This is a genomic window from Necropsobacter rosorum (genome assembly GCF_964241405.1).
Taxonomy (GTDB): domain Bacteria; phylum Pseudomonadota; class Gammaproteobacteria; order Enterobacterales; family Pasteurellaceae; genus Necropsobacter; species Necropsobacter rosorum.
This window is the reverse complement of the sequence record NZ_CAXSXF010000001.1, coordinates 399,587-414,042: the sequence shown is the minus strand read 5'-3', so window position 1 is coordinate 414,042 and position 14,456 is coordinate 399,587. Positions and strand designations below refer to the sequence as shown.

Annotated in this window: 17 protein-coding genes; 13 read left to right on the top strand and 4 right to left on the bottom strand. The window is 44.9% G+C overall.

The window, feature by feature from the left end:
• Positions 1-11 precede the first annotated feature (11 nt).
• From ACESOH_RS01970 to ACESOH_RS01925, 10 genes are all read left to right on the top strand, one after another.
• Complete coding sequence (locus ACESOH_RS01970) at positions 12-203, top strand: hypothetical protein (protein ID WP_373099328.1); 192 nt, start codon at positions 12-14, stop codon at positions 201-203.
• Entirely contained in the window at positions 200-580 is a 381-nt protein-coding gene (locus tag ACESOH_RS01965; protein ID WP_373099326.1) for a hypothetical protein, read from the top strand. Before ACESOH_RS01970 ends, ACESOH_RS01965 begins: the two co-directional genes overlap by 4 nt.
• A complete protein-coding gene (locus ACESOH_RS01960; RefSeq protein WP_373099324.1) occupies positions 553-4,410 on the top strand; it encodes a hemagglutinin repeat-containing protein in 3,858 nt (1,285 codons plus the stop codon). Before ACESOH_RS01965 ends, ACESOH_RS01960 begins: the two co-directional genes overlap by 28 nt.
• 11 nt (positions 4,411-4,421) lie before the next feature.
• Complete coding sequence (locus ACESOH_RS01955; protein ID WP_373099323.1) at positions 4,422-4,772, top strand: hypothetical protein; 351 nt, start codon at positions 4,422-4,424, stop codon at positions 4,770-4,772.
• Positions 4,708-4,977, top strand: coding sequence for a hypothetical protein (locus ACESOH_RS01950; protein WP_373099883.1), 270 nt, complete (start codon positions 4,708-4,710; stop codon positions 4,975-4,977). Before ACESOH_RS01955 ends, ACESOH_RS01950 begins: the two co-directional genes overlap by 65 nt.
• 473 nt (positions 4,978-5,450) lie before the next feature.
• On the top strand, positions 5,451-5,840 hold the full coding sequence (locus ACESOH_RS01945; RefSeq protein WP_373099322.1) for a hypothetical protein: 390 nt from the start codon (positions 5,451-5,453) through the stop codon (positions 5,838-5,840).
• Between the two features lie 183 nt (positions 5,841-6,023).
• A complete protein-coding gene (locus ACESOH_RS01940; RefSeq protein WP_373099320.1) occupies positions 6,024-6,461 on the top strand; it encodes a hypothetical protein in 438 nt (145 codons plus the stop codon).
• Position 6,462: 1 nt separating this feature from the next.
• Positions 6,463-6,828 (top strand): hypothetical protein, encoded by a 366-nt coding sequence (locus tag ACESOH_RS01935; RefSeq protein ID WP_373099319.1) that lies wholly within the window; start codon positions 6,463-6,465, stop codon positions 6,826-6,828.
• Between the two features lie 185 nt (positions 6,829-7,013).
• Entirely contained in the window at positions 7,014-7,304 is a 291-nt protein-coding gene (locus ACESOH_RS01930) for a hypothetical protein (protein WP_373099317.1), read from the top strand.
• Between the two features lie 508 nt (positions 7,305-7,812).
• A complete protein-coding gene (locus ACESOH_RS01925) occupies positions 7,813-8,349 on the top strand; it encodes a DUF6803 family protein (protein ID WP_373099316.1) in 537 nt (178 codons plus the stop codon).
• 127 nt (positions 8,350-8,476) lie between these two features.
• Here ACESOH_RS01925 and ACESOH_RS01920 read toward each other — a convergent pair whose 3' ends face one another.
• Complete coding sequence (locus ACESOH_RS01920) at positions 8,477-9,175, bottom strand: GNAT family N-acetyltransferase (protein WP_373099314.1); 699 nt, start codon at positions 9,173-9,175, stop codon at positions 8,477-8,479.
• 189 nt (positions 9,176-9,364) lie between these two features.
• On the opposite strand from ACESOH_RS01920, the gene ACESOH_RS01915 reads away from it, so the two are divergent.
• The gene (locus ACESOH_RS01915; RefSeq protein ID WP_373099867.1) at positions 9,365-9,796 is read left to right on the top strand and encodes an organic hydroperoxide resistance protein; all 432 of its coding nucleotides are present in this window, start codon (positions 9,365-9,367) and stop codon (positions 9,794-9,796) included.
• A 211-nt stretch (positions 9,797-10,007) separates the two neighbouring features.
• On the opposite strand, the gene ACESOH_RS01910 is transcribed toward ACESOH_RS01915, so the two are convergent.
• Entirely contained in the window at positions 10,008-10,667 is a 660-nt protein-coding gene (locus ACESOH_RS01910) for an NAD(P)-dependent oxidoreductase (protein ID WP_373099312.1), read from the bottom strand.
• A 140-nt stretch (positions 10,668-10,807) separates the two neighbouring features.
• Between ACESOH_RS01910 and ACESOH_RS01905 the strand changes: the two genes are divergently transcribed.
• Entirely contained in the window at positions 10,808-11,698 is an 891-nt protein-coding gene (locus tag ACESOH_RS01905) for a LysR family transcriptional regulator (RefSeq protein ID WP_373099310.1), read from the top strand.
• A gap of 172 nt (positions 11,699-11,870) precedes the next feature.
• Positions 11,871-12,728 carry an SDR family oxidoreductase gene (locus ACESOH_RS01900; RefSeq protein WP_373099309.1) on the top strand — a complete coding sequence of 286 codons (858 nt, stop codon included), beginning with the start codon at positions 11,871-11,873 and terminating at the stop codon, positions 12,726-12,728.
• 258 nt (positions 12,729-12,986) lie between these two features.
• Here ACESOH_RS01900 and ACESOH_RS01895 read toward each other — a convergent pair whose 3' ends face one another.
• Both ACESOH_RS01895 and serB read right to left on the bottom strand, forming a co-directional pair.
• Positions 12,987-13,478: a YajQ family cyclic di-GMP-binding protein gene (locus tag ACESOH_RS01895; RefSeq protein ID WP_032093391.1), complete on the bottom strand. Its 492-nt coding sequence runs from the start codon at positions 13,476-13,478 to the stop codon at positions 12,987-12,989.
• An 8-nt stretch (positions 13,479-13,486) separates the two neighbouring features.
• Positions 13,487-14,440, bottom strand: coding sequence for a phosphoserine phosphatase (serB, locus tag ACESOH_RS01890; RefSeq protein ID WP_373099307.1), 954 nt, complete (start codon positions 14,438-14,440; stop codon positions 13,487-13,489).
• Between the last annotated feature and the right edge of the window lie 16 nt (positions 14,441-14,456).

The window sequence follows — 14,456 nt, the reverse complement described above, 5'->3', positions numbered from 1 at the left end:
GACATTCCGTTATGGGGGATGATAACAGGGATCATACTAAGGCTTATTATAGGGATGAAGATGTTATTAATTTTCTAGCAGAAAGTAATGAAGCTGCCCAGAAAACTATTAATCTTCAACGGAAAACATGGAATAACCAAGAAATAAAAACTAAAACGATCCTTTTTAATAAAGGAATTGTTGATATAGGAGATAAAAAATGAGATTAAAGTATTTTTTTTTATCATTTCTAATATCTGGTTGTTATTTAGCTAATGGTTCTCCTCCATCTAGTTATTATTGGCTTAAATCAGGCAATAAAATAACATATACTGATATGCAATATTGTCAGAATAAGATTTATGAGAAACTGGGTAGACACTTTTTGTATTTAAAAAACAAACAAGAATCTGAAGGTTGGAGCAATATGATCGATAATTTTCCCCTAGAATATCAAGAATATTCTCAGTATTTAGAAAATGCTAAACCATTAATTAGTCGATGTTATTTCGATTTAGGCTATCGCTTTACCGCACCATATTATTGGTGTATTGCCGAGAGTAATATGGATACTTGCAAAATAAATCAGAAATATCGTTAATATGGGATGTTTTATCAACAAAAAACTTAAAAAACGGTAAAAAAGTGACCGCACTTGTGCCACAGGTTTATCTGGTGGCGCGTGATACAGATGTCACATCCCGTGGCGCAGTGATTTCTGCGAACCAAATTTTTGCTGATGCGGGCGAGTTAAATAACGGCGGCGTGATAGCGGGGCGAGATTTAACCCGCCTTAATAGTAATCAACTGGAAAATCACGGTGCGGTATTAGGTGATCATGTCGACTTATCCGCAGCTCAAAACCTGGTTAACCTTGGCGGACGGATTGAGGCGGTGAAATCGCTCTCGCTTTCGGCGGGTAAAAATCTGGCGATTGCAAGTACGCTTTCTTCCGCACAAAGTGCCGACGGCAATTTTGCGCGTACCGTATTGGATCAAATCAGCACGGTAAAAGTCACGGGCGAGAGTGGACGGCTGGCGTTACACAGCGATAGTAACTTGACCGTGAAGGCGGCACGGATTGAAAGTCAGGGTTCGTTGCGTGCAACGGCGGGAGAGGCGTTGCAAATTACCACCTTAACTACCCAAAACAGAGAACACTACAACGGCGATGCGGATAACTACTACCGTTTAGACCAAAAGGCGGAAGGAGGCGGTTTATTGTCGGGTAAAGCGGGCGTAGCACTGATTGCAAACAATAATGTTACCCTTCGTCAAACCGACGTAAGCAGTGAAAAGGGCAAGGTTTTGGTGGGGTCGAACGCCGGCGATATCACGATTGAAGCCGGTCGTGCGGAAGAACGCTTAGCCACCTCGATAAAATCGGCATCAAAGGGCTTATTAAGCAAAACCACCACGGTATCCCGCCGTGAATACCATACGACCGACGCGGTGGCGAGTAATGTGGACGGTCAATCCGTGGTGCTTTTTTCACGACAAGGCAACGTGACGGCGAAAGGGTCGAATGTAGTGGCGGAGCGGGATTTATCCCTTGCTGCAAAAGAGAAGGTTTCTATTCTTTCGGACGTCAATACCCACTACCAGGCGAATGAGGTGATTCGCCGTAAGTCGGGTTTAATGGGCTCGGGCGGTATTGGTTTTACTTTCGGTTCAAGAAAAGAAACCACAGAACAGGACCGCACACAGCAAAGTGCTGCGAGCAGTCAGGTGGGAAGCTTAACGGGCAATACCGTTATTCGGGCGGGCAATCACTATCAACAAACGGGCAGCATGGTAACTTCCCGGGAGGGAAGCGTCGATATTGTTGCCCAATCGGCGAACATCACCGCAGCTCGTTCGGATTATGAAAGCAACGATAAATACACGGTGGAACAGAAAGGCGTGACGATAGCGCTGACCGGTGCGGTGGTCTCTGCAATTCAAGCGATGGATTCAACGGCAAAATCTGTAAAAGCGGTAGGCAGCAGTAAGAATAACCGTGTTAATGCAATGGCAGCGGCGAATGCCGGTTTTGAGGCGTTGCGAGCCGCGGAGCAATTACAAGGTGTCGCCCAGGCAGTTTCGAACGGTTCAGTAACGGGTGGTGCGGTAGGCGTTAGTATTACCTACGGACAACAAAAGACGGAACAAACCCAACATAGCGAGGGGAATACCGCGGAGAAAAGCCAAGTGAATGCCGGCGATAAAGTGACTATTACCGCACAGGGCAAGGGCGAACAGTCGCATCTCACGATTGAAGGGGCGGATGTATCGGGGCAAGGCGGGACGCATCTGAAGGCGGAAGGGGATGTGAATATTCTCGCCGCAGACGAAAACCATCTAGAACGCAGTAAAAATAAATCCGGTGGGTTTAATGTGGGCGTGGCGATTCAGTTCGGTAACGGCATTGCTGCGGGGATTACCGCCGGCGGCAATGTTGTGAAAGGCTATGGCAATGGCGAAAGTCAGGCATGGGTGGCAAGCCAAGTGGGCGATAAGAATAGCCGGACTACGATTGAGAGCGGTAATGATGCCAATATCATTGGTTCCCAGGTGAAAGGCAAGCGCGTCGAACTGACAGCGGAAAATCTGAATATCGAAAGCCTACAAGATACAGCAAAATATGAAGGCAAACAGGAAAGCGCTTCGGGACAAGTTACCGTGGGTTATGGCGTATCAGTCGGCGGCAACTATAACAAATCGAAAGTCAATTCGGACTATGCGAGTGTAAAAACCCAAGCTGGGGTTTACGCGGGTGATGCGGGATATGATGTTAATGTGTCAAAACGTGTTCAACTGACAGGAGGTGCAATTCTTTCTCAGGCTGCTGCTGATAAAAATTACTTATCAGCGCAAGATTTTAGCTTTACGGATATTACAAACTATGCCGACGCCAAAGCAAGCTCTAGTAACTTTGTGGGTGGGCTATCTGTTGGCAAAGATCAACGTTCAGAGGAAGATAAAGCAAAAGATCAGGTTTATCGTGTGGATAGAGCGAAAAATGGGGAGACTTTTGAAAAAGCCAATCCTAATCAGGCTAATACTAGCCCAGTTAAGTTTGGTTTAGGTGAAAAAGATGTGCACAGTGCAGATCTGTATGCAGCTGCAAAAATTGGTTTGGTGAATATGTTAGGCAATACTGAGAAGTCTCAACAGGCTTCTAGCACAACATCTTCAATTATTAGCGAAGGGCGTTTTAATATTGGTAACCCTGAAGGACGAGAAAATCTTAATCGCATCAAAAAAGGCAATATAACGCAGGCTAGTAGTTTAGAGCGGCAAAATTATCAAGCTCTTCAACAAGAAGTCGAAAATGATACGGCGATTCAAAAAGACTTTTATAAGAACCTTGCCGGTGTAACAGATGAAGCATATCGCACGATGTTTATTGCGGAACATCGAATGTTGACTGCGGAAGTCGATAAAAATGGCAATCCAATAAAAGACAAGAATCTTGAAAAAGAGCTTGATGATGAAGCTGTTCAATTTGCGAATGAAAAATTAGAAAAAGGAGACATAACACAACTTGAGTATTCAAAAGAAATAGAAAATTATAAATTAAGTCAATTAGAAAAAGGTCGGAATATTTATCAATTAAGAGAAGTTTCCGATCAAGAACGAGAGTATCTCAAACCAGTGACTTATAAAGATCCGTTGACAGGTAAATTGGAAACCAAATATGTCGTTACATTTAACGGTATTTTTAATGATGAAAATGCTGCAGCAAAATTTGCTTGGCAAAATTATGTCGCAAAAGAAGGGCCTTCTGGAAAAATTGATACGCCTATTTATCAAGATGTTTATTTTGTTCATCACCCGAAAGCGAATAACTTTTTATCGGAACTGTTGGTGGCTGGTTATGAAAAAATGATTGAAACCTCTTTTGGAAATTTATTCGGCATGGATAACTCCAGTTTGCAGGCAAAATCTTTAATGGAAAAATATGGAAAAGATAGTCTTTTTGAGGGGGCACACAGTCGAGGAACGCTCACGGTTACCAATGCCTTAAATGCACTAAATACTGAAGAAAACCGAGAGGCTAAATTATTATCAGGAACAACTATAAAAATGGTGGGACCCGCAGCAAACGTCACTCATGCGGACGAGGTATTAAGCGGATTGCAAACGGGTACAAAACGTGAAAGTTCGGAAGGCTCAATTCGAATTGAAAACCATAAACAAGATCCCGTCGGTAGTCTTCCTGTCCTGTTAGGAGGAAATCCTGCAACAATGAATGATAATACGCAAAATCGAGGTTTTATCAGAAGAATTCTTGATATGTTTGGAGATAATTCTTCTACACATAATTGTTATGGATTAGGACAAAAGCAATGTGTAACAGATGGTTATCGTAAGGATAGAACAGGTTTAATTATGAATAAAGAACAAACGATTTATGATTTAAATCAAAATAAAGAGTTAAATAAATAGTTGGAGAAGTTATGAAAAAAATCGTTGTAATAATATTAGGAATAAGTTTTCTGGCATCTTGCTCAATGGGGGGATTTAAGCCGCCCAAAGTATATTATCGGTGGAGATTTGATCACGCACATGTGGCTAATCAGAATGCTAATATGCCAATTTTAGATCGAAGAGAAAACGATATGCGAGCTTGTGGAATGGATCCTGTCAGAGGGGAAAGCGTTGATCTTAAAGTTAACTTATGTTTAGAGAAAAAAGGTTGGTATTTAGAACAAGGCCCAGTATGTGAAGAAAGAGATGTATGGAATGAGCCTGAATGTATTAAATGGCGAGCAAAGCATAGCAAACCTGATGCTAAACCTTGGGGGTAATTTATTAGCTAGCTGTATTTACGATTCGGAAGGTGAATGTTTTCGCCCAATAATTGAAACTACCGCCGCAACTCATTGTAAAGGATATCAGAGCAAGAACTATCCTTACATAGCTATGTATCAAAAGGAATTTTCTTTAGGTAAAACTAATTCAGCACAACGATGGAAAGATATTGTTGCTTGCGGCGGTAAATATGAAGATTGAGATATGGAATATCTCCCAACGAACTATAAAGTTAAAGGAAAATTTTACAAATATCGAGTGTATGAGAGATAAAGGATATATTCTTTTAACTCCAGCAGAGCTAATGACAAAATATAGCAAAGATAATCTTTTTTTGGGGGGGGGATTAATCGTTATTCTGAAGCAGCTGTTTTAGGTGTGACACCAACTACAGTTCCTCATGCTTTACCATTAGAAATTAGGTTCCTTTTATTTGGGGTGAGATAAAAATGAGAATATCAGTAATGTTTTTTTTCATGTTTCTATTGAATGGCTGTTTTATTTACTCTCCAGCAGATAAAGCTTGGGATGAAATGAATGAAATGTTTAAAGAAGCAAATGGTAGAGAAATATGTATGAAATATAATGGAAGGATACATGTTATGTATTATTGTGAGAATAGTAATAAAAATATTATTAGAAATTAGATTTCTTTTATTTAGGGTAAGGTAAAAATGAAAATATTAGTAATAGGTTCTTTCATCTTTCTACTAAGTGGGTGTTTTATTTATTCATCGAAAGATGACTGTATTTATGGATTAACTTCAACTCAATGTTTTGGTGAAGTCTATCCATCTATAGCACGTTATCAGAAACCGTATAGTTTAGGGAAAACAAATGCGGTTCAGCGCAGAAAAGATATTGAAAGTTGTGGAGGCTTTTTTAGCAAAGATGAGTCAATAGATTATGAGATCAAAGGATTAAGAGATAAAAATGGTAAAATTATTTTACAAGTGGCAGAAGATTTTAGAAATTGCATGAAAAATAAAGGGTATATTTACTTTTCGAATGCTGAATGTGGTAGGAAAAATTCTAAAACAGATAAAGGCATCTGCAATGAGTAAAAATAAATTAGCAGAAACCTATGCGGGACAACGTGATTTATTTGGAGGGCATTCTTTTATGATGCACAAGGAAATGGAAATAGAGATTTAATCGAGCGGCAAACATTTTGGATTGATCGTGCTTCTGAGGCGGCTGTTTTAGGAGTAACACCAAGTTAAAATAGGAGATTAATTATTTTAGATGTGATTTGTGGTGCTGATAGATGTAGTAAAAATGATGATGGAAGTATAGTTTATAAAGGAAACAATAAATTACCAACATTATCAGATGCTATAAATCCTTCACTAAATGACAAAGCAAAAGATTTATATGGACCAACTGGAGGTTTTCAATCCATTATTGGAGGATGGTATTCAAGTGGCAAAGCATTATTACCTTATAACATAGGTAGTTTTTCAGATCTTTTAGTCGAATCCTTTGCAGGTTCTCACGATATGCTAGGTGGGCAAATATGGGGATGGTATGACAAGTCAGGTAATACATCTAGAAAAGATAGCGTTCAGCAAATTCTTGCAGATACAACTACTGCGGTGGCTATTCCTATTACTGCACCTTTAGCTATGAGTGATTTGATTTCCTCTGATTTTATGGAAGTATTATTCAAACTGGGAGAAAATTAATATGAGAAAATTATTATTACTAGGAATATTATTTTTAAATGGATGTTTGTATTCTTTTGAAGATAATTGTATTAGACCAATAATTCAAACTGTTTCATCCAATTGCTATAAGAACAAAGGAGAAGAATTTCCTGCTATAGCCCATTATCAAAAGCAGAGCTCTATTGGAAAAACAGATTCACAACAAAGATGGAAAGACGCAGTTAATTGTGGTGCTGTATATGGGGATTCAGATTTAGAAAAACTTCACAGAAAGAATTATGAAAAATTTCAGCGCTGTATGGAAGTTAAAGGATATAAGAAATTTTGGCCTGCAGAATGTGGGTATCAAAATCCTAAATGGGATAAAGGAAAATGTAATCTCTAATATTCTTAAAGGTGGTACAGTTGTATTCGCTTGTGCTTTTTGATGACAGAAATAAGCTCAATGATTGAATAATGTTAGGCACAAGGTTGGAACCTTTGCATCATTACTTTTAACTCCATTTGCAGTTAGTAATGTAATTTCTTCAGGATTTATGGAAGTATTATTTAAATTAGGAGGACAATAAAATGAAAATATTAAGTTTAATTTCTTTATTTTTTCTCAGCAGTTGTTTTTATTCTAATGGATGTATTTATACACAACAAATGGTTAATTGTTTTGATAAAAGTGAATCTTTTTCTCCAATAGCACATTATCAAAAAGAGCATAGTACCGGCGCAACGCATTCTGAACAACGCTGGAAAGATGTCGTAAGTTGTGGAAGGAAATATGGAGATGAACGTTTAAGGAGTGCAATGACTAAAGATAAAAATGGACCTATAGATGAAACTATGCAAAAAAATTCAGACAATGTATGAAAAATAAAGGGTACGTAAGAATACAAGATTGTGGATTAAAAAATTCTCCATCAGATACAAAACAATGTAACTAATGTACAAAATTCCCCTGAAAAATTACCAAAATAGCAAAACAGTTATCAAAAGTGGTAGTGACGCCAATATTATTAGCTCGCAAGTGAAAGGAAACGGATTGGGGTTTCAGCAGAAAATCTGAATATCGAAAGCCTGCAAGACACTGCAAAATCTGTAAAAACATCCACAAAGTTATTTCCAACAAAAACATAAACAGGTTGCTGTAGTTTCAGAATTGACTAGATCAATAGGAGAACCCAAAGCGGTTTTTGGGTGTTGACATCCCACCCCAACCATACAAAAGTGCGGTCGGATTTTGCCGAGTTTTTGTATTCTGTGTTTAAAAATCCCCCCGTTTGCAGGAAAGCGCTCATAAAGGCTTTGACTTTAACCCCGGGTCAACCTTTAGACTTTCTCACCTGATTTATTTTTATCTTGGGAGAGGAAAATGATAATGACTAATTATATGGATTTGCTGGCGGCAAATTCACCGTGGAATTTGATCATGTTTATGGTCATCCCTATGCTGGTGGCGGAATGTTTGGTGGCAACCGAATTTTTTGCGGTGTATTACGGCGAGCGGGCCGACAAGTCCAAGCGATGGAACCGGATATTGAGCATTGTGGCAGGAGTGTATTACACCGCAATCGTGGTGTATTTTCTGCTAGGTATTTTACCCGCAATCGAGTATCGCGGTTGGATCGATACCGCCGCGCTCGTTGCCTTTGTCGGGGCGGCGCCGTTTATTCTTGCATTGGCGCTGATGGAACTCGGCGTTTGGGGGAATGCCGTGCAAGGCGGTCAACGGATTTTACGCCGCTTCTTTTTATTAATTAGCTTTTTGATTATCAGCCATTTAACCATGATTTTCGGCATGGCGGATCCGACCTTGAGCGGTTGGCAGCCGCAAACATCGATGCAGCATCCGATGCCGGAGGCGGGAGAGCAGTCGCAAATGCCGATGCAACATCATCATATGATGACACATTAAGATCCCGCGCCAGTTATTATCTTGCCACCGAGGCAGCCTCAGGCGTTGGCGCTATGCGGCTGATTCGGCGCCGAAAGTGCGGTGTATTTTTTCGCGATTTTTGATATTCAGACCGCCGGATTGCCGCTTAACAATCTTGCAGGCGTTTTTTCTGCCGTCCCTGGCGGTCGAAATTATCGTCCGCCAGCCAGCGTTCAAACCGGCATTTTTGTGCCGGCCATTCACGATCTAACAGCGAATACCAGGCGGTATCCCGGTTGCGCCCGCGATAAACCTGCGCCTGTCGGAAAATGCCTTCAAAGGTGAAGCCCAGACGTGTTGCGGCACGCCGGCTCGGGGCGTTGAGCGCGTCGCATTTCCATTCATAACGGCGATATTGCAGAACGTCAAAGACATAGCAAGCCAGAAGATACTGCGCTTCGGTTGCGGTTTTCGTGCGTTTAAGCTGATCCGAATAGATCACTGCGCCGACTTCAATGACGCGGTGAGCGCAATTAATCCGCATCAGGCTGAACGTCCCGACGGCTTGTTGTTCGGCAAGATCAATAATCGCAAACACATAAGGATCGGCAGAGGCGGCCCGGGTTTGCAAAGTGCGGTGAAAATCGGCTTCGTTTGTAAAAGGCCCGTAACCGGCGGGCAGATAAGTCCAGTTTTGCGGCGCGCTGTTTTCGCCGTAAACAAGCCATAAGTCATCAGCATGTCGTTGGGCGTCGAGTTTTTCCAGTCGGCAGAACTTGCCTTGCAGGCATTGAACGGCGGGCATTTGCCCGGCAGAAAAGCCGGTGACCGGTTCGCCGACGGGTTGATTGAATGGGTTGTGCATGGCTTTTCCTCTTTTTGGCGCGGTAGCGTGTTACATGGCGGATAAGCAAGCCGGGATAATGAGGCGGTTTGTGCTGACAACATTATAATTTGTAGAAATAGGCAAGAAATCCGGACGAATAATATAATCTTGTGGTGAGTTATACAATATAATCACCTTACTTTCAACGATAACGAAAAGGACGATATGATGAAAATTTTCTATAAAACTTCAGCGACGGCAACCGGCGGACGGGACGGACATACCCGCGTGGACGACGGCTCAATCGGCTTTGACTTGGTGTCTTTCCAAAATGACAGCGGCAAACAGGGCACGAATCCAGAGCAGCTGTTTGCAATGGGCTATGCCGCCTGCTTTGACAGCGCAATGAACCTGGTCGCCGGTCAACTGGGGCTGCAACCCACTCAGTCTTCCACCAGCGTGGCGGTGGGCATCGGGCAAAAAGCGGACGGCACATTCAGTCTGGATCTGGATATCAGTATCACGGTTGCAGGCTTAACCGAAGCACAAGCCCGCCAGCTAATTGAACGCAGCCATCAGGTTTGCCCGTATTCCAATGCGGTGCGCGGCAACGTGGCGGTACGTTTGCATGTAAACCTGATTCAGACTTTTGATCTATAAAAACGTTTTTGGTACGTCGTTAAATCACCGCTGCTATTAAAAGTGCGGGTGTTTTTTGAGCTGTTTTAAGGCAGATACTGTTTCCCAACGACACATCATTTCGGCTTAATGTAACAAGCAGTTTGCCTGTGACGTTGAGATACAGTATCTACAAGGACGCGAGTTAATTAATACACCGACGCTGACGGGAGCTGGCGACCTTTACATCCTCTTATTTCGCCGCCACGGTAAAGCGTCGGAATAAATGTGCTTTTTGCTCCGCATCGTCGGCTATTGCAATCGCCAAATCCGCCACGCTGATACCTGCCGGCGCATTGCCTGCTATCAGCAATTCTTCGCCGCCTAAACGATATTCGCCGCTGCGCTCTTCGCTGTAGCCGCCGGTTGCGCCAAGCAACGCCGGCGGGCTGATAAACGCCCAATTGACATCACGACGATCACGCAGATCATTGAGTAAATTGCGTGCGGCGTTCGCCCCGTCAAAAATTGCTTGCGGGAAATCCGGCGTGTCGATCAATTGCAGATTTGGTGCCACATAAAGGCTACCCGCACCGCCGACGATTAACAAATATGCTACATTTGCCGCTTTTGCCGCCGCGATAATGGCATTGGAACCGCGGGTAAAATCCGCTCCGATATTCGGGTTTGTCCAGCCGGCATTGAACGCACTCACCACCGCATCAAACCCTTGCAGTTTTGCGGCAAAATCCACCGCCTCCACATCGGCCGTCACCGCCTTGACATTATCTAATTTCGCTACTTTGTCGCTATGGCGGGCGAAAGCGGTAACCTTATGTCCGCGACTTGCCAATTCCGCCACCACGGCACTCCCCACATAACCTGTTGCACCAATTACTGCGATATTTTTCATGTTGTCATTCCTTCCGTTAAGTTGATGAATGTTTCAGCATTATTGCTGTCGATGTAGGCATTATACGGAAATAAAAAAAGGGAAAAAGCGTGATTTTAGAATATAATTGTTTCGTATTTAGAAATAATAAGGGAGTGAACATGGATAAACTTACTGCGATCAAGGTTTTTTTGCAGGTTGCGGAAACGGGCAGCTTCACTGCTACGGCGGAGGCGTTGGATATTTCCAAACCGATGATTAGCCGTTATGTCTCGTTAATGGAAGAATGGTTGAACAGCCGTTTGTTTCAGCGTTCTACGCGTAAGGTGTCGCTGACCGAAGCGGGCGAGCAAGCGGTGGTGTTTTGTCGCAACATCGCTGAAAGCATTGCGGAAATGGAGCAGGAAATGGCGGCGCGTCAAGGTGATTTGCGCGGCACGATTCGCCTTGCCGGCAATTCCTCTTTCGGTAGTTTGCAGCTTGTGCCTGCGATTAACGATTTTCTCGCCGACTATCCCCATTTGCATATTCAGCTGGATTTAAGCGACAGAATCAGCGATTTGATCGCCGAACGTTTCGATCTAGCCGTGCGTATTACCAACCAGCCCGATCCGAATTTGATTGCCCGCAAACTTGCCGATTGCCATTCGCTGCTTGTCGCCACCCCCGATTATTTGGCTACCTTCGGCGTGCCGGCGCATCCTGACGATTTGCGACGGCATCGCTATCTCGCTCATTCTCACGTCAATCGCCGAACGTGGCATTTTCGCCGACATGAAACGGAAATCGTGTTGGAACTTACCAGTCAATTTACCACCAACGACGCGAATGCCCTGCTCGACAGCGTGCTTAACCACAACGGCATTGCAATGTTGCCGCGCTATATGATTGGAGATTATGTAACGCGCGGGCAACTCCAAGCGGTGCTGACCGATTGGCAGCTACCTGAATTTCAGATTTTTTTAATGTACGCCAGCCGCCATAAGCAACCGCTCGCCGTGAAAAAGTTGATTTCGTTTTTGCTGGAGCGATTTGCGGGCGCGGATTGGTGATTTTGTGTATTTTCAGACGGTAGGTATGTCTGTTCCCGTTTTCACCGACTTTCGGCTTTTTATCCGGCGATAACGTCGATAGGCGCGGAGGGTGATCGCTCGGCTGTGATCGTGTATGATGACGGAAAGTTAAAACAGACGTTTGAACGTCATTCACCGGAGGAACGCGACAATGAACATTGCTATTACGGGGTCAAGCGGACGTATCGGCGGGCGTGTTGCCCGACTGCTGAGCGAGCAGGGATTGCCTTTGATTCTGCCGCTGCGCAACCCGGCAAAAATGCCGGCATTGCCCAATGCACAGGCCAGATTATTCAGCTATGCTGACGCGGCGCTGGCTCAACAGGCGTTGCATGATATTGATGTGTTGTTTATGGTTTCGGCGGCGGAAAGCCCTGATCGGGAGCAGGAACATGTGACGCTGGTTCGGGCGGCTGAGCAAGCGGGTGTTCGCCATATCGTGTATTTGTCCTTTGCCAATGCGGCGGCAGACAGCACTTTTACGCTGGCACGCACGCATTTTGTGACCGAGCAGGCGATTAAGCGCACGGCAATGCAATATACGTTTATGCGTGATAATTTCTACAGTGAAATGATGGCCGGCATCGCCGATGAGCAGGGCGTGATCGCAGGGCCGGCGGCAAATGGACAGGTGGCATGCGTAGCTCAGCAGGATGTGGCCGAGGCGGTGGCAAATGTGCTGCTGGATATCGTTCGGCACGGCACGCAACACCAAAACCGCACCTACACGCTGACCGGCGGTCAGGCACTGACGTTGACGCAAATCGCTGATATTTTAACTCACATAACCGGAAAGCCGCATTATTACCGGCCGCAAACCGTAGAACAGGCCTTTGCCAGCCGTAAAGCCCATTATCCCGACACACCGGACTGGCAAATCGAAGCCTGGGTGTCCACTTATACGGCCATTGCATTGGGAGAACTGGCGGCGGTGTCCGAAGACTTGCCGACCCTGCTGGGACGGTCGCCCCGTTCGTTTGAACAGGTTGTGCGTGAAATGTACGGATAAGCCGGCGGCGGTACATTATGGTAACGAGGCCGGCTTTTCGCTCTGATGAGCCGGACTATGGCGGCGGAAAATAAAAACTGGCGTAAATCCGACCGCACTTTATACCGTCCGCCGCGCGAGGTTTACGCTGCTGAGCCGAAAAGCCGGGCGATTTTTCGTTAAACCGGCGGTGGGCGGGCGATTGCTGTGCTTGCCTGCTTAGAATCTAAACCCTTAATGCGGGCGAAGTCGCATCCGCGCCTGTCGCGTTGTCGTGCGTTAATCTCTGAAATTGTTAAACTGAAACGGCTGCCCCAGCTCGGCGTTTTTAACCAGTTGAATCACCGATTGTAAATCGTCGCGGGATTTACCCGTCACCCGGATTTGATCGCCTTGGATCTGGGTTTGCACTTTGAGCTTCGCCTCTTTGATAAGTTTGGTGATTTTTTTCGCCATGTCGCTCTCAATGCCTTGTTTCAGCTTGACGGTTTTGCTGTAGGTTTTACCGCTGTGCTCGTATTCCGCCGCAATATCCAGCGAGGCGGAATCAATACCGCGTTTAATGCAGGCATTGCGCAAAATGTCAATCAGCTGTTCCACCTGAAAATCCGATTCGCTGGCAACGCTGATGGTTTCGTTTTTTTCATTCAGCTCAATGGATGAGGCAACATTGCGAAAATCCCAGCGGTTGGCGAGATCGCGGTTCGCGTTTTCAACGGCATTGCGCACTTCGTGCAGCGTAATTTCGGAAACAATATCAAAAGACGGCATAAATCCTCCTATTTTTGCGTTATTCTGTCGTTCGCACTCAAAATACATAAAAGTGCGCTGAGATCGGCGAAGTTTACCACAATTTGCGCCTGTTGTTGTACTTTCGGTTTGGCGTGGAACGCCACCCCCAGATCCGCCTGCGCCATCATCGCCAGATCATTGGCGCCGTCACCGATGGCGACCGTATTTTCCGGCGCAATTTGCCATTGTTGCGCCAGTTGCGCCAGTGTCCGCGCTTTATATTGCGCATCGACCACATCGCCTTGCACCTCGCCGGTCAGGATACCGTCGATAATTTCAAATTGATTGGAAACGGCGTAATCCAGCTTGAGTAAGGCTTTTAAATGATCGGCAAAATAGGTGAATCCGCCGGAGGCGATAGCGACTTTCCAGTGATGCTGCTGTAGCTGTGCCACGGTTTCCCGTAAGCCGGGCATCAGCGGCAGGTTTTGCCGCACCCGTTGTAAAATGTTTTCCGGCGCACCTTGCAGGGTGGATACGCGGCGGCGCAGACTTTGTTCGAAATCCAGCTCACCGCGCATGGCTCGCTCGGTAATATCCGCCACCAGCTCGCCGGTGCCGGCCAGTTTGGCGATTTCATCGATACATTCGATGCGGATGGCGGTGGAATCCATATCCATAACCAATAAGCCGGGCCGGTGTAAACGGGCGTTAAAATTCAGACGGGCAAGATCCAGCGTCAGCTGATGGGCGTAGTCCATCCATGCCGCCTGCCATTCGCCCTGTAGTAACACGACGGTATTGCGGAGTACGTTCCAGCAATCCAAACAGTGAAAATTTTCACCGCACTTTGCCTGAAATTGTTGTAATTTGTCCAAATTGAGGTCGGTGCCGTAAAGGATAAATCGGTGATTCCCCGCTGAGGCGGGCGCGTCGTGTAAAAGTGCGGTCGGAAAGCGGGGATAATTTTGCCTGATCGCGGCGAGATTTTGTGTTTGCATAAAAAATCCTGTAAAT

Coding starts and splice junctions, on each gene's coding strand:
- ACESOH_RS01970 (WP_373099328.1), top strand. CDS start 12: ATGGGGGATGATAACAGGGATCATACTAAGGCTTATTATAGGGATGAA.
- ACESOH_RS01965 (WP_373099326.1), top strand. CDS start 200: ATGAGATTAAAGTATTTTTTTTTATCATTTCTAATATCTGGTTGTTAT.
- ACESOH_RS01955 (WP_373099323.1), top strand. CDS start 4,422: ATGAAAAAAATCGTTGTAATAATATTAGGAATAAGTTTTCTGGCATCT.
- ACESOH_RS01950 (WP_373099883.1), top strand. CDS start 4,708: ATGAGCCTGAATGTATTAAATGGCGAGCAAAGCATAGCAAACCTGATG.
- ACESOH_RS01945 (WP_373099322.1), top strand. CDS start 5,451: ATGAAAATATTAGTAATAGGTTCTTTCATCTTTCTACTAAGTGGGTGT.
- ACESOH_RS01935 (WP_373099319.1), top strand. CDS start 6,463: ATGAGAAAATTATTATTACTAGGAATATTATTTTTAAATGGATGTTTG.
- ACESOH_RS01930 (WP_373099317.1), top strand. CDS start 7,014: ATGAAAATATTAAGTTTAATTTCTTTATTTTTTCTCAGCAGTTGTTTT.
- ACESOH_RS01925 (WP_373099316.1), top strand. CDS start 7,813: ATGACTAATTATATGGATTTGCTGGCGGCAAATTCACCGTGGAATTTG.
- ACESOH_RS01920 (WP_373099314.1), bottom strand. CDS start 9,175: ATGCACAACCCATTCAATCAACCCGTCGGCGAACCGGTCACCGGCTTT.
- ACESOH_RS01915 (WP_373099867.1), top strand. CDS start 9,365: ATGAAAATTTTCTATAAAACTTCAGCGACGGCAACCGGCGGACGGGAC.
- ACESOH_RS01910 (WP_373099312.1), bottom strand. CDS start 10,667: ATGAAAAATATCGCAGTAATTGGTGCAACAGGTTATGTGGGGAGTGCC.
- ACESOH_RS01905 (WP_373099310.1), top strand. CDS start 10,808: ATGGATAAACTTACTGCGATCAAGGTTTTTTTGCAGGTTGCGGAAACG.
- ACESOH_RS01900 (WP_373099309.1), top strand. CDS start 11,871: ATGAACATTGCTATTACGGGGTCAAGCGGACGTATCGGCGGGCGTGTT.
- ACESOH_RS01895 (WP_032093391.1), bottom strand. CDS start 13,478: ATGCCGTCTTTTGATATTGTTTCCGAAATTACGCTGCACGAAGTGCGC.
- serB (WP_373099307.1), bottom strand. CDS start 14,440: ATGCAAACACAAAATCTCGCCGCGATCAGGCAAAATTATCCCCGCTTT.